General features: G+C 45.4%; 13 protein-coding genes and 1 tRNA gene. 11 read left to right on the top strand and 3 right to left on the bottom strand.

Annotated elements, in window-relative coordinates:
* Positions 1–112 precede the first annotated feature (112 nt).
* The 4 genes from L5M10_RS12585 (at position 113) to L5M10_RS12570 (ending at position 5,831) form a co-directional block, all read left to right on the top strand.
* A complete protein-coding gene (locus tag L5M10_RS12585) occupies positions 113–1,657 on the top strand; it encodes a fumarate hydratase (RefSeq protein WP_113939706.1) in 1,545 nt (514 codons plus the stop codon).
* A 317-nt stretch (positions 1,658–1,974) separates the two neighbouring features.
* Positions 1,975–4,026 carry an alpha/beta hydrolase family protein gene (locus L5M10_RS12580; RefSeq protein WP_113939551.1) on the top strand — a complete coding sequence of 684 codons (2,052 nt, stop codon included), beginning with the start codon at positions 1,975–1,977 and terminating at the stop codon, positions 4,024–4,026.
* Between the two features lie 249 nt (positions 4,027–4,275).
* Positions 4,276–4,734, top strand: a complete 459-nt coding sequence (locus L5M10_RS12575) for a GNAT family N-acetyltransferase (protein WP_263166393.1) — start codon at positions 4,276–4,278, stop codon at positions 4,732–4,734.
* A gap of 161 nt (positions 4,735–4,895) precedes the next feature.
* Positions 4,896–5,831: a M14 family metallocarboxypeptidase gene (locus L5M10_RS12570; RefSeq protein WP_263166392.1), complete on the top strand. Its 936-nt coding sequence runs from the start codon at positions 4,896–4,898 to the stop codon at positions 5,829–5,831.
* 221 nt (positions 5,832–6,052) lie between these two features.
* Here L5M10_RS12570 and adhE read toward each other — a convergent pair whose 3' ends face one another.
* Positions 6,053–8,656: a bifunctional acetaldehyde-CoA/alcohol dehydrogenase gene (adhE, locus tag L5M10_RS12565; protein WP_263166391.1), complete on the bottom strand. Its 2,604-nt coding sequence runs from the start codon at positions 8,654–8,656 to the stop codon at positions 6,053–6,055.
* A 318-nt stretch (positions 8,657–8,974) separates the two neighbouring features.
* Here adhE and L5M10_RS12560 point away from each other — a divergent pair, with 318 nt between their 5' ends.
* The 6 genes from L5M10_RS12560 to L5M10_RS12535 all read left to right on the top strand — a co-directional run bounded on the left by L5M10_RS12560 (position 8,975) and on the right by L5M10_RS12535 (position 14,792).
* Entirely contained in the window at positions 8,975–9,607 is a 633-nt protein-coding gene (locus L5M10_RS12560) for a YchE family NAAT transporter (RefSeq protein ID WP_006081420.1), read from the top strand.
* Positions 9,608–9,886: 279 nt separating this feature from the next.
* A complete protein-coding gene (locus tag L5M10_RS12555; protein WP_263166389.1) occupies positions 9,887–11,881 on the top strand; it encodes a methyl-accepting chemotaxis protein in 1,995 nt (664 codons plus the stop codon).
* Between the two features lie 213 nt (positions 11,882–12,094).
* A tRNA-Ser gene (locus L5M10_RS12550) sits at positions 12,095–12,182 on the top strand.
* 140 nt (positions 12,183–12,322) lie between these two features.
* Positions 12,323–14,107 carry a DUF6538 domain-containing protein gene (locus L5M10_RS12545; protein ID WP_263255374.1) on the top strand — a complete coding sequence of 595 codons (1,785 nt, stop codon included), beginning with the start codon at positions 12,323–12,325 and terminating at the stop codon, positions 14,105–14,107.
* A 125-nt stretch (positions 14,108–14,232) separates the two neighbouring features.
* Entirely contained in the window at positions 14,233–14,403 is a 171-nt protein-coding gene (locus L5M10_RS12540) for an acetyltransferase (RefSeq protein WP_259482689.1), read from the top strand.
* The gene (locus tag L5M10_RS12535) at positions 14,403–14,792 is read left to right on the top strand and encodes a type II toxin-antitoxin system death-on-curing family toxin (RefSeq protein ID WP_220777600.1); all 390 of its coding nucleotides are present in this window, start codon (positions 14,403–14,405) and stop codon (positions 14,790–14,792) included. The genes L5M10_RS12540 and L5M10_RS12535 overlap by 1 nt, the downstream gene beginning before the upstream one ends.
* A gap of 129 nt (positions 14,793–14,921) precedes the next feature.
* On the opposite strand, the gene L5M10_RS12530 is transcribed toward L5M10_RS12535, so the two are convergent.
* Complete coding sequence (locus L5M10_RS12530) at positions 14,922–17,648, bottom strand: phage/plasmid primase, P4 family (RefSeq protein ID WP_263255373.1); 2,727 nt, start codon at positions 17,646–17,648, stop codon at positions 14,922–14,924.
* Between the two features lie 142 nt (positions 17,649–17,790).
* Positions 17,791–18,114 carry a helix-turn-helix domain-containing protein gene (locus tag L5M10_RS12525; RefSeq protein WP_259482691.1) on the bottom strand — a complete coding sequence of 108 codons (324 nt, stop codon included), beginning with the start codon at positions 18,112–18,114 and terminating at the stop codon, positions 17,791–17,793.
* A 587-nt stretch (positions 18,115–18,701) separates the two neighbouring features.
* Between L5M10_RS12525 and L5M10_RS12520 the strand changes: the two genes are divergently transcribed.
* Entirely contained in the window at positions 18,702–20,690 is a 1,989-nt protein-coding gene (locus tag L5M10_RS12520) for a class I SAM-dependent DNA methyltransferase (RefSeq protein WP_263255372.1), read from the top strand.
* Positions 20,691–20,730 lie beyond the last annotated feature (40 nt).

Here is a 20,730-nt window from a genome sequence, read left to right as displayed (position 1 = left end):
CCCTATTCAAAATGTGATGTAGCCCAAAAAGATGTGAAAGAGTATCATATTGGCCCAGAAAGAATTAAACAAAAACAAGTTAGGCCGCAAAGGCTGCTGGAGCGCTCCTACTATGTCATCTCACCATAAAATGTCTGAAACTTCTGTGATTAAACAAGCCGACTTTATTGAAAGTGTGGCGGATGCTTTGCAATACATTTCTTATTACCACCCGAAGGATTTTGTTGATGCCATGAGCCAAGCTTATGAGCGTGAACAAAGTGCGGCGGCGAAGGATGCGATTGCCCAGATCTTAATTAACTCGCGTATGTCGGCCGAAGGTAAGCGTCCTCTGTGTCAAGACACTGGGATTGTGACCACTTTCGTGAAAGTGGGTATGGGTGTCCAATGGGACAAAACCGATATGACGATTCAGGAAATGGTCGACGAAGGTGTTCGTCGTGCCTATACCAATCCTGATAACCCACTGCGCGCATCAATAGTGTCAGATCCTGCGGGCAGCCGTAAAAATACCAAAGATAACACCCCATCTGTGGTGCATATCGACATGGTGCCTGGCAACCACATCGAAGTGGCGATTGCAGCCAAAGGCGGCGGCAGTGAAAACAAAGCTAAGATGGTGATGTTAAACCCATCTGACGATATCGCTGCATGGGTAGAAAAAACGCTACCGACTATGGGGGCGGGCTGGTGTCCACCGGGTATGCTGGGTATAGGCATCGGCGGCACGGCGGAAAAAGCGGCCGTATTAGCCAAAGAAGCACTGATGGAAAGTGTAGATATCCATGAGTTGATGGCCCGTGGCGCGCAAACGACCGAAGAAAAGCTGCGTTTAGACATTTTTGAGCGCGCGAACAACTTAGGTATAGGTGCACAAGGTCTTGGCGGTTTAACCACAGTATTAGACGTTAAAATCAAATCGGCGCCTACCCACGCGGCGTCAAAGCCTGTGGTGATGATCCCGAACTGCGCGGCCACACGCCACGTACATTTCCATTTAGACGGTTCAGGTCCTGCGGAATTAACGCCGCCATCATTGGCCGATTGGCCAGAAATTACCCGTGAAGTGGGTGATGATGTGCGCCGCGTTAACTTAGATACTGTCACTCAAGCGGATATCGAGCAGTGGCAGAGCGGTGAAACCATTCTGCTGAGCGGTAAAATGCTCACAGGTCGCGATGCTGCCCATAAGCGCATTCAAAGCCTGATTGAAAGCGGTGAAGGTCTGCCAGAAGGCGTGGACTTTACCGGTAAGTTTATTTACTACGTTGGCCCAGTTGATCCAGTGGGTACTGAAGTTGTCGGCCCTGCGGGCCCAACCACAGCAACTCGTATGGATAAATTCACTGACTTAATGTTAGAGAAAACTGGCTTGATGGGCATGATAGGTAAAGCTGAGCGCGGCCCTGCGACAGTTGAATCGATCAAAAAACACAAAGCGGTATATCTGATGGCCGTTGGCGGCGCTGCGTATTTAGTGTCTAAAGCGATTAAACATTCTCGCGTCGTGGCCTTTGCTGATTTGGGCATGGAAGCGATTTACGAGTTTGATGTGCAAGATATGCCAGTGACTGTGGCTGTGGATTCACATGGTGTGAACGCCCATGAAACTGGCCCAGCAATTTGGAAAGTGAATATTGCTAACGCGAAAGCGTAAAGGTTGGGATGCAGCGGATTGAACTTGATGGCTTTTTAAGCAAAACAGCTTAAGTTTGAGTTCTGATATCTGTTCTTGAGGTAAAACGTTGCGCCACTGACATTTTGTCACAAAAAAATACGCTCAGGTTCGCCATTTGGCTTGCCTGAGCGTTTTTGTTTCGATAGTGTGGCAAGCTTATCTTCGAAAGATACGATCTCAGATCGTTTTTTAACATTCGTGCGGTTGCAACTCAGTAGAACTATTGCAATTTCAGTAGAACCCTTGCAATGATTGGCGCAACTATCGAACCAGTTTAACCAAAAACGGACATAACAATGAAAATAGCTCCTCTCCTATTGGCGCTCGGCGCTGCAGGACTGGCGTTATCAGCCCAAGCGGCCGATCCAACGCCTTTTACTGTGCAACAACTCATTAAACTCAATAAGATGCACTCTGCGACTGTGTCCCACGATGGCACTAAATTAGTTTATGGTCTTAAAACGGTAAACGATAAAGGAGAGGCCAGCTCGGATCTGTATCTATTAGATTTGATAGACACGAAGGCGAAACCACTGCAATTGACCTCTGCCACGGGCACAGAGCACGATGTGAGCTTCGCCAATGACGACAAGTCGATTTATTTCCTTGCTAGTCGCAGTGGTTCAAGCCAGTTATTTCAACTGCCATTAACGGGCGGTGAAGCGGTACAAGTTTCTGATTTACCTTTGGATATTGATGGCTATAAATTATCAAACGACGGTAAACAAGTTGTACTCAGCATGCGGGTATTCCCCGAGTGTAAGGACTTAGCTTGCTCAAAGGATAAATTTACCGCCGAAGCTGAGCGTAAATCGACTGGCCGTGAATACAAGCAGTTAATGGTTCGCCATTGGGATACGTGGGAAGACCACGCCCGTAACCATTTATTTGTTGGTGCGGTAAACGGTGAGAAACTCACTAAAGTAGTGGATGTGACTCAAGGTTTAGATACTGAAACGCCGCCAAAACCTTTCTCGGGTATGGAAGAAGTGACCTTCACCCCAGACGGTAAGTTTGTGGTTTATAGCGCGAAAGCCCCCAGCAAAGATCAAGCTTGGACCACTAACTATGATTTGTGGCAAGTGCCCGTCACTGGCGGCACCGCAACTAACTTAACTAAAGACAATCTTGCATGGGATGCGCAACCAACATTTTCGAGCGATGGTCGTTACATGGCCTATTTAGCGATGAAAAAACCGGGTTTTGAAGCAGATCGCTACGGCATTATGCTGCGCGATACTAGCACAGGCCAAACCAAAGAAGTGGCGCCATTATGGGATCGCAGCCCAAGCTCACTGATGTTTGCTCCTGACAATCGTACCTTGTATGTGACGGCACAAGACTTAGGTCAAGTCTCTATTTTCCAAGTGAATACCCAATTTGGCGATGTGCGTTCTGTCTACAGTGATGGTACGAACAGTTTAATTGCGGTCACTAACGAACAACTGATTTTCGATAGCAAAACCTTAGTTGAACCGGGCGATCTCTATAGCATTACGACTGAAGGTGAAGGGCTTAAACGTCTAACCGAAGTGAATAAAGACAAATTGGCCGAGATCAAGTTTGGTAAGTTTGAACAGTTCAGCTTTAAAGGTTGGAATAACGAAGACGTTTACGGTTACTGGATCAAACCGGCGAATTTCCAAGAAGGGAAAAAATACCCAATTGCCTATCTCGTTCACGGTGGGCCGCAAGGTTCATTTGGTAATGCCTTCAGTGGTCGTTGGAATGCCCAATTATGGGCGGGTGCGGGTTATGGCGTCGTCATGGTGGATTTCCACGGCTCTACCGGTTACGGCCAAGCCTTTACTGATTCAATCAGCCAAGATTGGGGTGGTAAGCCATTAGAAGATCTGCAAAAAGGCCTAGCAGCGGTGAGCCAGCAACAAAAATGGCTCGATCCGCAAAACACCTGTGCGCTCGGAGGTTCTTACGGCGGCTACATGATGAACTGGATCCAAGGTAACTGGAACGACGGTTTCAAGTGCTTAGTTAACCACGCGGGTCTGTTCGATATGCGTTCTATGTATTACGTGACCGAAGAAGTGTGGTTCGCAGAGCATGAGTTTGGTGGCACTTATTCAGATAACAAAGCGTTATATGAGAAGTTTAACCCAGTGAATTATGTTGAAAACTGGAAAACACCCATGCTGGTTATCCACGGTGAGAAGGACTTCCGCGTCCCTTATGGTCAAGGTTTAGCGGCATTCAGTTTTATGCAGCGCAAAGGGATCCCATCTGAGTTATTGATTTTCCCTGATGAAAACCATTGGATCTTAAAACCTGAAAACTTAGAGCAATGGTATGCTAATGTCTTCGGTTGGATGGATCGCTGGACTAAGCAATAACGACCAGTGCGTTTATGGGCTTTGCAGCGACGAAAGCCCATAGAAGCAAGGCTCGCCCTGATAGGATTATCATCGGCGAGTCATTTAATGCTCAACTGACAATCACAGTATTTTTAGTCTGTATTTAAACTAAGCGTTTTCTGACCAAATGTATTTTGATTAAGTGCCTTTTGATTCAGTATCTTAAAAAGCCAGACTTTGTTCTGGCTTTTTATTGTGTCATGAAATGTTTTTAATCAAGGAGTTAAGATGAAAATTCGAGCCGCAACCTTAACTGATATCCCTGAAATAAGCGTATTACTCACTCAATTAACCCAAGAATTTATCGCCCCAACTTGCACTGCTGAGGGCACTGCAATCTTAGTCAATGCCATGTCGATAGAGGCGATTGGTAGCTACTTTGCTATGGGTTATCAGTACCATGTCGCCATAACGGACTCAGGCCAACTCGCAGGCGTAGTGGGGATGAAGGCGAATAGCCACTTGTACCATCTTTTTGTCGCCTCCCATGCACAGGGGCAAGGCGTGGCGAGAATGCTGTGGGAACATGCCAAAGCTCAATGTTTAGCCCAAGGCAATCCGGGGGTGTTTACCGTGAACTCGGCGCTGAATGCGCAGGCTGTGTACTTAGGCTTTGGCTTTGTGCCTCTTGGACCCGAGCGAGAACGCGGCGGGATCCGTGATATTCCCATGCAGCTATTGCTTTAGGTTGACTGTATTCATTTATCATCCGAACACGAGCACTATCATTCGACTGAATAGTAATTCAACGAAAAAGCTTGAGCGAAAAGAGCTTGAACGAAAGCACTAGAGTGCAAAGAACTTGAATAAAAAGAACTTTACCGAATAGAACTAAAAATAGAGGAATTATGGCAAATTTAACATTTTATCCCATCGGCACCGTAGGCGAAAAATGGGGCGAGGCTGAAAAAGCTGCATGGCTTGCAAGCGCCAAAATCAAGCGTTCGTATCAGGACGATGTCGTGACGCCACTCAAGGCGATGGAAGCAAAGCTATCTACGCTTGGGTTTGGCATTGTGCAATATGGCGCCTTATCGATTAATGCCGATCGTTACCCATTATTTGCGGTAAAAAGCCAGCAGTTTGATCCACAAAAGCCAACCGTGCTCGTGACTGGTGGCGTGCACGGTTACGAAACCAGCGGTGTTCATGGTGCCTTGGCATTTTTAGCGGATAAGGCGGCTCATTATGTTGATCGCGTCAATCTTGTCATCGCCGTGTGCGTGAGTCCTTGGGGTTACGAAACCATCAACCGTTGGAACCCTAAGGCTATCGATCCTAATCGCTCATTTTATGCCAATAGTCCAGCGGAAGAATCGGCGGCCTTGATGGCCTTAGTCGCATCCGTAGAGCAAGATTTTGATGTGCATGTGGATTTACATGAAACCACTGATTCAGATGAATTAGAATTTCGTCCAGCGCTTTGCGCCCGTGATGGTAAAGAGTACGTCAAAGGAACTATCCCAGATGGTTTTTATGCTGTGGGTGATACCGAACATTCAATGGATGCTTTCCAAAAAGCCATTATTGATGGCGTGAGCAAAGTGACGCACATTGCTCCTGCCGATGAGAAAGGCGAGATCATTGGCTCGACTGTGGTGCAGCACGGGGTGATTAACTATCCGCTTAAGTCATTAGGGCTTTGCAGCAGTGTCACTGGCTGTATCTATAACACAACGACAGAAGTGTACCCAGATAGCCCAACGGCCACGCCTGCCGAATGTAATCTGGCGCAGGTTGCAGCCATCACCAGCGCCATTGATTATGTACTGGCACAGCGTTAGTCACAGTTTGTTGTGATGTTCAGCTTAGTGATCGTAAGTGAGTGATGCCCAGTTGAGTTAGCTGCTAGTGAAGTCATTTTGCGTGCGATCGATTAACGCATCGACTCCTTAATTAGGTCATCCACGGAACATCACGCAATAAAAAGCCCTCATTCGAGGGCTTCTTCATTTATGTCGCGCGGCTTTTATTAAGCACGAGCCTAGCATTGGCAGGCGATAACCTAGTTGTTGTCGCTATAGTCACGGCCATAATAGCTATCGAGGAACAGTTGTTTCAGCTCGTTAATCAATGGGTAACGTGGGTTGGCACCGGTACATTGATCATCGAACGCATCTTCGGCTAATTCATCTAACTTGGCGAGGAAGTCGGCTTCGTTGACACCGGCTTCTTGGATAGAAGCAGGAATGCCAATCGTCTTCTTGAGGTGTGTGATTTTCTCAAGCAATTTTTCGACTTTTTCTTCATCCGTCTTTCCGCCTAGTTTCAAGTGATCTGCGATGGCAGCATAACGGCACAGGGCTTTTGGCCTGTCGTATTGGCTAAAGGCCGCTTGCTTAGTGGGCAGATCCGTTGCGTTAAAGCGTATTACGTTGTTGATCAGCAGCGCATTGGCTAGGCCATGGGCGAGATGGAACTCGGCGCCCAGTTTGTGTGCCATTGAGTGGCAAATCCCAAGGAAAGCGTTAGCAAAGGCGATACCCGCAATAGTGGCGCCATTGTGGACCTTTTCACGGGCGACAGGTGATTGTGAGCCCAAGTTGTAGGCATCGGGTAAATATTTGCACAGTAAATCGAGGGCTTGCAGCGCTTGGCCATCACTGTACTCATTAGCCATCACGCTAACATAGGCTTCCAATGCATGGGTCACCGCATCTATGCCACCAAAGGCGGTGAGGGATTTAGGCATGTCCATCACAAGATTTGGATCAACAATCGCCATATTGGGCGTGAGTTGATAGTCGGCAATCGGGTATTTTTTACCTGTAATTTCGTCTGTCACTACCGCAAAAGGAGTGACTTCTGAGCCAGTACCTGAGGTGGTAGGAATTGCTACCATCATGGCTTTGGTGCCCATTTTAGGGAATTTGTAGATACGTTTACGAATGTCCATAAAACGCAGCGCCAAATCGGCAAAATCCACATCTGGATGCTCGTACATCACCCAAATAATCTTAGCCGCATCCATTGGTGAGCCGCCGCCGAGCGCAATTATCACATCGGGTTTAAAGCTTTGAGCGACCTTAGCGCCTTGACGGACTATGGCTAAGGTGGGGTCGGCTTCAACATCGTAAAAAATTTCGGTTTCAAGGCCTTGGGCTTTTAAAATCCGCATGGTTTCATCGCAATAACCGTGATTGAACAAAAATCTGTCTGTGATGATTAAGGCGCGTTTTTTATCGCTCAGTTCTTCGAGCGCGATGGGCAAACTACCGCGGCGGAAATAGATAGATGCAGGAAGCTTATGCCACAACATGTTTTCGGCCCTCTTAGCGACGGTTTTTTTATTGATTAGATGACTCGGGCCAACGTTTTCTGAAATCGAGTTGCCGCCCCAAGAACCACAGCCTAAAGTGAGCGAAGGTGCCAGTTTGAAGTTGTACAGATCGCCAATACCGCCCTGTGAAGCTGGGGTGTTGATCAAGATACGCGCCGTTTTCATTCTAAAACCAAAGGCATGTACACGTTCGGTTTGGGTATCTTGGTCGGTATAAAGCCCTGATGTGTGGCCAATGCCGCCGAGTGCGACTAAAGCTTCAGCTTTATCCATGGCATCGTTAAAGTCGATGGCGCGGTACATACCAAGCAGTGGTGATAATTTTTCATGGGCGAAGGCTTCGCTGTCGCAAATATCGGTGACTTCACCGATCAACACTTTGGTCCAGTGCGGCACTTCAAAGCCCGCCATTTGCGCGATACTGGCGGCGCTTTGGCCAACGATATCGGCATTTAAGCCACCATTTTTTAAAATGACCTGCTGCATCGCCGCGGCTTCATCCTTCGACAGCATATAGCCACCGTGGGTTGCGAAACGCTCTTTAACCTGCTCATAAATACTGTCGACCACAATTACCGCTTGCTCTGACGCACAAACCACACCGTTATCGAAGGTTTTTGACATGAGAATCGAACTGACTGCGCGTTTGATGTCGGCGGTTTCATCGATAACAATAGGCGTGTTACCCGCACCTACGCCAATAGCAGGTTTACCGGAAGAGTAGGCGGCTTTCACCATGCCAGGGCCACCCGTTGCGAGGATTAAATTCACCTTAGGGTGAGTCATTAATTGATTCGATAGTGCAACGCTGGGTTCATCAATCCAACCAATAATGTCTTTGGGCGCGCCCGCGGCTATGGCAGCATCAAGCACTAATTTTGCTGCAGTTGTGGTCGATATTTTGGCCCTAGGATGGGGCGAGAAGATGATTGCGTTACGGGTTTTAAGGCTGATTAAGGCTTTAAATATCGCGGTCGATGTGGGGTTCGTGGTGGGGACTATGCCACAGATAATGCCTACGGGTTCAGCAATGGTAATAGTACCGAAGGTGACATCTTCAGATAAAATTCCGCAGGTTTTTTCATCTTTATATTTGTTATAAATGTATTCGGAGGCAAAGTGGTTTTTAATTACTTTGTCTTCAACTACACCCATGCGGGTTTCTGCAGCGGCCATTTTGGCCAGCGAGATACGCGCATCGGCAGCGGCAAGGGCCGCTGCACGGAAAATTTTATCGACTTGCGCTTGGCTGAATGTTGCATACTCGGCTTGTGCTTTGGCCACTCGCTCGACCATGAGATCCAGTTCTTGTGCATTGGTCACTGTCATGATTAATACTCCTAAAAAGATTTAGTGAATCAAGGCATTCACTAAATCCTCTTTATGGTAGAAAATTACACCTAAAGCCGCGTTGAAAGTGTGATATCAACGACAATATCGTGCTTTTATGTAATAAAACTACACTTAGGGTGACTTGTTTGTTTAAAATTGCGCTGAAAATGCATCGGCTTCGATAACTAAATATTATTCGAAGTTGTGATTTAACCTCAAAAATCTCATTTTTCAGTCAATAGCGCTTGAGATACTATACTTGCCCTCAAGCTTATTTTGATGAAGACGGCGTGACACGCACATAAGGATAGTCCCTTGGAGTTAACTCTTTACGTTAAATTTTTTCTTGGCCTCGTTGCCATCATTAATCCGGTTGGCTTGTTGCCTGTGTTTGTGAGCTTAACCAGCCATCAAACGGAGGCTGAGCGGAATCACACGGGTAAAGTAGCGAACTTTGCGGTTGTGGTGATTCTCTTAGTCACGATTGTGGCGGGGCAGCACATTCTGAATATGTTCAGCATTTCGTTATCTGCCTTTAGAATTGCTGGTGGCAGCCTGATTGCCATTATTGCGATGTCAATGTTGCAAGGTAAGTTAGGTGAAGTGAAGCGTAACCAAGAGGAAGACCGCGAATCCTCGGCGATGGAATCTGTGGCGGTTGTGCCTTTGGCTTTGCCACTGATGGCGGGACCTGGCGCTATCAGTTCGGTGATTGTCTTTGCCGCTGAGCATAATTCATTGTCGAACATTATTGCGATGTTCATTACTGTGATAGTGTTTGGTTTAGTGAGTTTTGGCCTGTTTAGAATGGCATCTATCATTTATAAGATCCTCGGCAAAACGGGTATTAACGTGATTACCCGTCTTATGGGACTCTTGATGTTATCTATTGGTATCGAAGTCATTGCGGCTGGTGTGAAGGGATTATTCCCACAGCTTTTCAGTTAGAGTCATCTTCAGTCACAGTATTAAGTGTTCCTTTCTCTAGAAAAACGCATTGGAATTTTCAATGCGTTTTTTATTTCTATCTGATCCTTGTTTGACGTTTCTCAAGTTTGCTCTGCGATTAGCAAAATCTAAACAATTGATGGAATATGGGGGAAATCCTCGTTTATCAGGCTATTAGCTTGCGCAATTTCCATAAACCTTAGTCGTCCTACGGTTGATATTATGCTATACCTAGTGTTCGGTGTTTGGATCTAAAACTCAGTTTAAAAGGATATTTCTATGAAATGGCAATGGATTGGTAATCTCAGTCTAAAACAAAAATTATTAATGGTTGTCTTGCCTCCACTGTTAGCCTGTTTTTTATGTGGCACGCTTTACCTCATTGAAAAATATGAATATAGAAAAGATTTAACCTTAGTGGTGCAATTAAGCGAGCTAGCCGTCACCAACAGTAATTTAGTGCATGAGTTACAAAAAGAGCGCGGCATGAGTGCTGGATTTATTGGCTCAGCAGGAAAAGCGTTTGCGGGTAAAATACCTGATCAAAGACAATTAACGGATACGCAGCTCGGCCTCTATCAGCGTTTTATCACTGAGAATCATCTGCCGGAGATATTTGCCCCAAAACTTAGAGAGCTAAACGCTCAACTCGGGCGTTTAAATGCAATCCGCTCGCAGGTGGATAGTTTAAGTATCAGTGTCGCCGATGAAGTTGCCTATTACACTGAGTTAAATAAGTTATTACTGACAATAGTCGATGAAACCGCAAAAACGGGTGCGAATCAAGAAATCGCCATTAAAGCGACGGCTTTTAGTGCTTTTTTGCAATTAAAGGAAAGGGCGGGGATTGAAAGGGCGGTACTCAGCTCAACCTTTGGCCAAGCTGGATTTAAGCCTAAGGTTTATGCCAAATTTATCACTTTGGTTTCGGAGCAAAATACATATCAAGAGCGTTTTTTAGCGCTAGCAAATTCTGATTTATTATCCTCGTTTAACCGTTTACAGAGTTCAGCTGCAATGCATGACGTTGAGCTGTTACGTCAAATCGCATTCGAGCAAGATAATCAAAAAATCCTGCAACAAAGTCCCGAAGAGTGGTTCAGTAAATCGACGGCGCGGATTGAGCTATTACGTGAGTTTGAACAGCAAGTCTCGGCAGATTTACTTAATACCACCCATGAAAGATTAACCTTAGCGAATGAGAAAATGTTCTTAGTGCTCGCGACCTTAATCTCAGTATTGGCGATAGTATTGATATTGAGTCTATCTGTTATCCGTTATTTGCATGACAGTGTGCATCACTTATATTCGACCATCACGCAAGCCCGTAAACATTACGACTTAAGTGTGCGTCTGACTCACTCTAGCTCCGATGAATTCGGTGAACTCGCCATCGCCTTTAACGACATGATGAGTGATTTTGAAAAAGTGATCCTACATGTACGTTCCAGTGGCGCTAGATTGCAACAAGCTGTGGCGCAAATGGATCTCTGTACCCATGCCATGGAGCAAGATGTGATGGCGGGCCACAGTGAGGCAGAACAAGTGGCCTCCGCTATGACAGAAATGAGCGCAACAGTGGCCGAGATTGCCAGCAATGCAGTGCAGGCATCCGAAGCGTCTTCCGCTGCCAATATAGAGGCTAAAGAAGGCAACCTCGAAGTCGGCCGAACCAGCAAAGCGATCAAAGCGTTAGCCGACGATATTAGTGGAGCTTCTAAAGCCATTAACGATTTAGACCGTGAAATTCACGGCATAGTGGTAGTGCTTGAAGTGATCAGCAGTATTGCTGAGCAAACTAATTTACTCGCGCTTAATGCCGCCATTGAAGCTGCCCGCGCAGGGGAAATGGGCCGCGGTTTTGCTGTAGTTGCAGACGAAGTCCGAAGTTTAGCGCAGCGCTCACAAACCTCGACCTCTGACATTAAAAATATGACAGATAGATTGAAGGCGGGAGCGAGCATTGCAGTAAAAGCCATGGACAGAGGATTAGCTCAGGCTAATAGCAGTGTCCATGAAGCTGAACAGGCAGGTATCGAATTGAAACGTATTGTGGAGCAAGTAGACATTATTGACCGCATGAACGAGCAAATTGCTACAGCAACTCATGAGCAATCGGCGGTATCCGAAGACGTAAATCGTAATGCACTGAAGATCAGTGAGATTTACCTTAATACTCAAAGGATCTCCGATGAGCTTAGGGAGCTGACCAAAGCCCTGACGTTTGACGCGAATTCAATGTCAAAAGAAGTGCACAAATTTACCGTCAATTAACGGTATAAAACGGTGAAAAGATTCAAGAAATCACGTCGGTTTGTTTAGCAATTGTGCAACCGCCTGAAACTGAGTCTTTTTTACTTGACCCCCTTTAGGCTTTTGCGTACAGTACCGCTCCGTTAACGATGAAAGCCTCTCGGCAGGGCTATATAAAATCGTTAATGATTCTTGAACGTGAAAGATTAACCACGCTAACATAAATCGACATATGGTGAGGTGTCCGAGTGGCCGAAGGAGCACGCCTGGAAAGTGTGTATACGGTAACGTATCGAGGGTTCGACTCCCTCTCTCACCGCCAAATTCTAAGAACCCGATCACATGGTCGGGTTTTTTCATTTCTATCAAAAACTTATTGAATTATAGTTGCTTAATCCAATGGCTAACCAACCTTTGGCACCTTAAGGTGGTACAAAAGGGTGGTACAAAACGATGGCATTTATGATCCAACCTCGCAGAGATCCGAAGTCTGGAATGTGGAAAATCCGCAAAGGTATTCCTGCACATTTACGGCCTTTCTTAGACGGTAAAACAGAGCTTAAAAGAAGTCTTGAAACTAAGGACGCAGCAGAAGCAAAATCTCGGGCATCAGTCATTGTTGCAGAGTTTGAAGCTATCACGGCTAATGCCCAGTTGCGTTACGATAATCAAGAACGAGAGCAGCAAGTTAACCCTGCCCAATTAGATGCTATCGTGAGTCATTGGTTCGTTAATGAACGTCAACGATTAAGCCAGCCAGATATCCTCGCTCGATATACCCTAGAGACATCCGATGGCCTTGAAGCGATGGCAGAGTGGTTTAGCGATCCGTTAGAGGCGTTAAATGACGCTGAAGGGACTATCCACCAGCAATCAGCAGAACAACGCTTCATGAGTCACATGAACGATTTCGTTGATGAAGCTCTCAATCTGTCTCAGTGCCAACTCTTTTCCCATGCCGCTAGGCTGTATCTCTCCGTCAAATTAGCTGAAGCTATTATTAGGCTGTGTAATTCTGCATTTGACCTAGAAGTATATACACGACGGGAGCGAAATAGAGGCTTCGAGCCACTGTTCATGCCACGAAGTGACTCAGGGAATGTGCAGGATTTTGCTGATAACAGTCGTGCTGCACTTGCTGAATCAGGGTTAGAAGTCGTTCCTGATGATATGGCTATCCGAGGGGATGTCTCAACATCATCTACCGTTTCTCATTTGATTGAATGGGTTAATACTCAAAAAAGTCTCATCTTAGGTGAGACGGCCTTTAAGTCATGGCAAGCAGACCGCAATCGACCATGCAACAGACTCATCGAGTTTTTCGGCACTAAGCCAATAGGTCAAATCCAAAAGATTGATATGCGTAACTTCTTCAATTGGATCATTCAATGTCCCAGTAAGCCAACACATGATGTCAGAGATCTCTCCTTTAAGAAGCAAATTGAGATAGCAAATAAGCAAGGGTTGGCTCGGGTTAGCATCAATACCGCTGATAAGGAGCTTAAGCTTATCTCAGGCTATTTCCAGCAAGCGGTGAAATTGGATATCTTGCCGAAAAACCCGTGTCACCAAGTCTCTCCGGGTAAAGAAACAGTCAGGACAGTGAGAGATCCGGGCTATTCAAACACTGAGCTATCACAGATTTTTTCCTTACCACTTTTTCTAGCTCGAACAGATGCTCAGAAAGCAAGGTATGGTGAGGCACCTTACTGGTTACCCGTTATCCTAGCCTATACAGGAGCAAGGGCTGAAGAGATTGCTCAACTCTATGTGAAAGACATTAAGCAGGATAAGGACGACCCACAGCTATGGTTTTTCCATATCCAAGAGGTGAGGGACGACCAATCCGTTAAGACGGGTGAATCAAGGAAAGTGCCAGTATGTCGATCTCTCATCGAGTTGGGATTACTCGATTACCTTCACTCTTTGCCTGTTGATGGCCGTTTGTTTCCGGTGCTCAAAGCAAACAATAAGGCTAAGTATCATCTAGCGGTTGCAAGGCACCTCAAAGAGGCGTTTATGACGCTCAATATCGAACATTTTGACACACTCAAACCGCTACATGCGTTCCGCCATCGCTTCATTACAGAGGCAAGGAAGGTGATGCGTGAGGATATTCAAAATGCGATAACAGGGCACTCTAATGCGGGGAATACGGGGCGAAACTATGGGATCTACTCAGAACTTCATCAGGCGATAGATAAGATGCCAGTGATAGCGATTCCTAAGTGGTGTTCTGAATCATAACAAGGCAGTAGCTTAATCGCTGGGGCTTAGTGCTAGTGTATACTAGCCTTCGTTCGTTACTATATTTTTCCTTGCAGTATCAAGCTATACTGTTGGCAAGTCGAAGCTCATGAAGGTATGAGATTATGAATCGAAAATTAGAAGTTTACGGTGTTCAAGCGGTTACAAGACCGAAGATTAAAGCGACCAAGCAACTTGATTTATCTGGTGATATTGGGCGTCAAATCGTGAAGTCTGAAACAAAACTAGCATTAAGAACCCATCCTAAAACTTTCCAAAAGTTGGCTGATATGTAATGGATATCATCTGTTTTCCTTTTGAACGAGTTGTCGAAATTAATGCGTTAATTCTATCGACAGAACCCGGCATGAAAGGTGCGGTTGATATTCCTAAACTTCAGGGAGCGTTAAGCCGTATCGATAATGCGATTGTCTACCAAGGCTTAGATGATGTGTTCGAGATTGCTGCCAAATATACTGCTTGCATTGCGGTATCTCACGCTTGTCCTGATGCAAATAAGCGAACAGGCTTAGCAGTCGCACTCGAATACTTGTCTCTCAACGACTATGAAATTACAGAGGATAACGAGCTGCTAGCAAATGCTGTGCGTGACTTAGTGCTTCAAGAGATTACAGAGACAGACTTTGCAGACATCCTTTACGCTCAGTACCTTAATGGCTTGTAAGTCGTTTGATGAGGTCATTCTGTCCTCTGGCTACTGTGCGATTTATCTGCATATAAATATTGAGTCCTAATGAAATGATGGTAAAAGAGAGGCTCTAGGGCCTCTCTTCAATTGGTTATAGATTAACCGTTAGACAGTATACTGATCCGGCGAAATACAGCTAGCTGAGCTCCACAACGGTTTTGAAGCTTGCCGTGGCTCAGGATCGAGTTCGATTATGTCATCAAATATTGGTTTTAAGATAATTCCCTTAATCATGGCTTTACTGTTGTGTCGGCCTTTCTCAAAGCCTTTCTCCACCAGCCGTTTGGTCATGATATTACGGGTCATCTTCCAGTCGCCATCACGCTCAGCCCACTTTCTAAAGGCATCATATAGCATATCTGTATAGGTAAAATCCCCCTTACAGGTACATTCCTCAAGGAATATCGCGAGTAAGTCTGACTCGTGACGATACTCTGCGATTTCTGACTTTATCGAATTGGGAATCGAGGCTTTAATGCCATCCTTTAGCCACATTTGAACGCCTTCTAGAGCCCAATTGAGGATACCTGAGAGTTCAGCATATAGCTTATCCATTAATCGTGGGTCCATCTGTTCCTGACTGAAACTCGCATTGAATGGAAGCATGATCATTCTTCGCCACATGCCGAGGCTCGTATCACGAATCACGGGCTTGTGGTTACCTATCATGATGAGTTTAAACTTCGGACGGTATTCTAATTCTACCTTGGCATAGAGTTGACGAGTGACAATCACATCATCACCAGTCATAGATTTCACTAGGTTTTCATTCATCCTAGAGCCTTCAGGTAATTCATTAGCCACAACTACACGACTACCATCCAGCTTAACTAAGGATGGGTTAGGGCCTGTATTACCGTTATTGGTTTGCAGCAAAACACTACTATCGATCTGATGATAATAACTTCCCATTAATCGCTGTATCACGTTCATAAAGGTGCTCTTACCATTACAGCCATGACCGTGGAGGAAGAACAGTACCTGTTCGTCTGTTCGTCCGGTTAGCATGTAACCAACTATGCGTTGTAAAAACTTAGCGTATTCTTTGTCGCCACAGGTGATTTCATCAATGAACTGTAACCAACGAGGGCAACCATCTGAGCTATCGAAATGAACATCCCCACAGCGGCTGATGTACATTTCTTTCTGTGCAGGTAATAGTTTTCCGTTAGCTAAGTCTAATACGCCATTGTTTACTCCAAGCAGCATAGGATTAGCATCGAAGCAGTTCGAAGATATCTGATTGCCTGACTTGAAGATTTCTAGCATATCCATCATTTTTTTACGATTAAGCGTCATTCGGCCAAATTTTTGTAATTGCTCTGCTTCAGCTAACTTAGTCTTATTTTTGGTTTGTATTGCTTCTTCTAACATACTACCAGCTTGATTGATAAGACGTTCTCCAACACATCGGGTATATTCAAGCTCCTTTCCGCTTGATGGAGTCCAATGTTTGCCATTAAAGTTAACTATGCTGTTAAGTTCTGGTACGTACATCATGCTGTCGTTGGTGATCGCTTTTAATCGGTCAGCATTACCCACATCATTCAGTGAGTCTTCGTTGAAGTTAGCCCAGATCTCGGGGATAGGTTCATCAGACACAGACACAGACACAGGGTCTGTCGAAGTGTTGTCATGCTTTACAGCAGGTTCACAGATTACTTCAACAGACTGCTGGCTTGCACCGTATTGATTAACCAGTTCCTCGAGTGATAAAGCATCTTCACGCCTTAAATAGTCGTCAATGTCCTTGCCTTGACCTTCTGGTAAGGTGACATGGACAAGTGACGGTAAATCAAGCTGAGTAAGCTTATCTCGATACTTATCACCCGCGGTATCACTATCGAAGAAGGTAACCACATCTCGATCTTGTAATTTTTCCTTAATCCACATTAGCTGTGCTTGGCTAATTTGTCCATTTGACGCCAGTACAGGGCCTCGCCATCCATGATCGACAAGAGCCAGTAGGTCAAATTCACCTTCGACAATCGCTACAGTGCCTTGGCGGTTCATAGTATGTTGCCCATAGAACTGGATATTGTTCAGCCAGAACAGTTTAGGAAGCTGACATATCACTTTTTTTGCAGGATCTTTGAGGGTAAAACGACAAATAGTTCCCGATTCATCATAATGCGGGAAGATATAGACCCCTTTAGGGAAAATATCATATGGGGATTGTGGACTCTCTTTGACGAGTCCTGAAGCGTATATCTCCTCAAGAGAGAAGCCACGATCAATAAGATAACGCCAAAGAGCCCCGTGTGAGTAACCAATTTCATAGTCAATCAGTACGTTTTGGCTTAGCTTTCGCTGAGTCATGATTGATTTAAGAGGGAGGCTCTTATCGTCCATCATCGGCTCAAAGTAATACTCCCAAGCGGCGATATACAGCGCTTGACGACGAGCAAATTGCTCAGCGGTAAGCTCAATTCTTTCTGCTTCCACCTCTGTTTTCTTGGGTCTTGGAGCCTGTATAACTGTTAATGCTTCAATCTCGTTTTGAATGAGCTTTTTTGCTGCATCTAAGAGATTCTCTGCAAATTCAAAATCAACGAGGAAATTAAAAATATCGCCATGAACTTCACATGAGAAGCAATGATAATGCTCATCTTCGGCATCTTGGCAAATTATCTTAAAACATCCTTTATGCCCACAGTTAGGGCACTCATCAGGCTCAAGCTGATAGATATCAGTCCCACATGATTTGTAACTAGTGTTTAGAGCGGCTGATACTACCTCTGGTAAAGAAAAGTTGCCTTTTACTTCTGCAAAGTTGATGTACTTAGATGTTACTGGTTGATTTTCCGTGGTAAAACGAGTCTGTGATGTCATTTGGACATCTCCTAAACTGTGGCCACAGACTAAAATAATAATGAAGTAGTTAGTCTGTAATTGGCCATCGAGCTTTACTGAAGCTCTTCCCCGACTGGGTATTCTTTCCGTTTATTACCCAGTCGGGGCATTTCCTCTATGCTTAGTTAAATAACCGCTTATAGAGGTTGTTCCCATGCAATCCAGCGAGGGTTAGTTGTGGGGTGCTAATCAGCAACCCGGATTGTTCCAAGCGTTTAATATGCCTTCTTGCTGTTCTAATTGAGTAGCCACAGCGTTTGACTAAGGCTCTTGCAAGACTGACTTCTCCACCTAATAACCAGCCATCAATAGTTGACATTCTGCTGATCTCATAAATTGTCTGTCCAAGCTGGTCATTGAACAACTCAAAGGGCAGGCGATAAGCAGCGTTATGGCAGCTGGCAGCTGCTATAGAGCCTTCTGTGGTAACGTCTTCATTAAACATTTGGAACTCCCGTGGTGCCATGTATGTCACACCCTTATCTATAATTTAATGATTTTATGTGAGAGTTCAATACCATGATTTTCCCGAAAATGGACAAATCCGAGATAGTGACGAATTATTGCGTATAAAGACCAACATTAATTTTTGTTAATGATTATTTTGTAGTGAATTTTAATATTGAAGTGTTGTTTGTAAGCCATGCAAGCATTCACTGGATAGGTTAATAGTTAGCTTTCCCCGTCTGATTCACTAACCTCCATCAACTGCCAATAAATCAGCAGACTGACTAAAGTATTTCTATTAACTTTTCTATAGCTATTTTTAGAAAATCAATTAAAAATCAGCAAATAAAAACAGTAAAACTGTCAAATAGGGCAATATTACTTGCATTTGATGGAGATTGAGTTGGCAGAAATCAGCAGCAAAATCGGCAGGGAGAAAATAGCAGTCGTCGAGCGGATAATTAGCCGCAAACTGTGAAATAACAACTGTTCACTCAAGGGGATGATTGGTAGACTCTCGGCACTTTTTGTTATTGTTTTTATAGAGCTGCTCACGGAATAAGTAAAGCAGCCAACAGGGCCATTATGGAACATATCAGTATCAGTTCTCTTGCCAGTTTTATCTGGTCAGTTGCCGACCTTCTTCGCGGCGATTTCAAACAGTCTCAATATGGTCGCATTATTCTGCCGTTTACTGTGTTACGTCGCCTCGAATGCGTATTAGAAGCCACCAAAGACAATGTACTGGCTCAAGCTGAGGCCACTAAAGCTTTACCCGAAAATGCCCGTGAGAAACTGCTGCTGAATGCAGCAGGGCAAAACTTCTATAACGCATCACCGCTTAACCTCAATCGCCTCGGTGAGAACAATACAGGGGATAACCTTGACGCCTATGTGCGAGCCTTCTCAAAGGATGCAAGGGAAATCTTCGAACACTTCAATTTTGTCAACACTATCTACGGTCTTGATGATGCCAACATCCTCTACCAAGTAGTGCAGAAGTTCCGCGAGGTTGACCTGTCGCCCGAAGCCGTAGACAACTACCATATGGGCTTAGTGTTTGAAGAGCTTATCCGCCGTTTTGCCGAAAGTTCTAACGAGACCGCAGGGGAACACTTTACCCCTAGGGATATCGTCCGTTTGACCACTTCCTTAGTCTTTAGCGGTGACGATGCGGCCCTGACAAAGCCCGGTGTTGTGCGTTCAATCTACGACCCCACTGCGGGGACGGGTGGCTTCTTATCCTCGGGGATGGAATACCTCAAAGAAATCAATGAAAATGCCCGTTTAGCCACCTATGGCCAAGAGCTAAACCCTGAGTCATATGCTATCTGTAAAGCCGATATGCTGATCAAAGGGCAGGACATCAGCAACATTAAGCTGGGTAATACCCTGTCGGATGACCAACTCGAATTTGAGCGTTTCGATTATTGTCTGTCTAACCCACCGTTTGGGGTGGATTGGAAGAAGGTCGAAAAACGCATTAACGATGAGCATAAGCTAAAGGGCTTTAATGGCCGCTTTGGGGCAGGTTTGCCTCGGGTGTCTGATGGTTCCTTGCTGTTCTTGATGCACTTAATCAGCAAGATGAAACCCGTAACCGATAAATCTGAAGGCAGCCGTATTGGGATTATCCTCAACGGCTCACCGTTATTTACCGGAGGGGCGGGCAGTGGGGAGAGTGAGATCCGCCGTTATATTCTGGAGCGAGATTTACTCGATGCCCTGATCGCACTGCCAACCGATATGTTCTATAACACCGGCATTGCGACCTATATTTGGGTGCTGTCAAACCATAAGCCAGCAGAACGCAAAGGTAAGGTATTGCTGATCAACGCCAGCGATATGCATTCCAGCATGCGTAAATCCCTTGGTAGCAAACGTAAGTTCCTCGACGATGATGCCATTAGCACGATTGTGGATCTCTACAGCCGTTATGAGCAAAGCCCCATCGCCAAGATTTTCAACATTACTGACTTTGGCTATCGCCGTATCACCGTTGAACGGCCATTAAAGTTAGCCCTCTATCCCCATGATGCTGAGCGGCTTAATAGTCTTCAGCAGCAAAATGCGTGGGCAAAATTGGATGCTGAGCTACAGCAAGGAATTTTGTCCGCTTTAGCGGCTATGCCGCAGGATAAATACTTATCCCGCGATGCCTTCAAAAAGGCATTTAGCAAGGCATTCGCTGCCGTGTCCACCAGCAAGTTACCTGCTACCGTGCTAAAGCTGATTTTCAGCAATCTAGGCGAGCAGGATGATACCGCCGAAGTTTGTAAGACCAAGGGTGAGCGTGAACCTGCCACAGACCTAAGAGATAACGAAAACGTACCGCTCAATGAGGATATTGACGTTTACTTTTCGCGGGAAGTATTGCCCCATGTGCCCGATGCGTGGATTGATACCAGCAAAACCGACCCGCTTGATGGCAAGGTTGGGCTGGTGGGCTATGAGATCCCCTTTAACCGCCATTTCTACCAGTATCAGCCACCACGTTCATTAGAGGAAATCGATGCCGATCTGGATGCCGTAGCGAAGGATATTATGCAGCTATTGGCGGAGGTGCATTCGTGATCTTTTTGATTATCAGCCAACCGACATTTTGGGGGCGAGT

Origin of the sequence: Shewanella sp. SM32, assembly GCF_025654235.1 — a bacterium.
Classification (GTDB): Bacteria; Pseudomonadota; Gammaproteobacteria; order Enterobacterales; family Shewanellaceae; genus Shewanella; species Shewanella oncorhynchi.
Note: the sequence above shows the minus strand (reverse complement) of the source record. Positions and strands in the feature narration are given on the sequence as shown.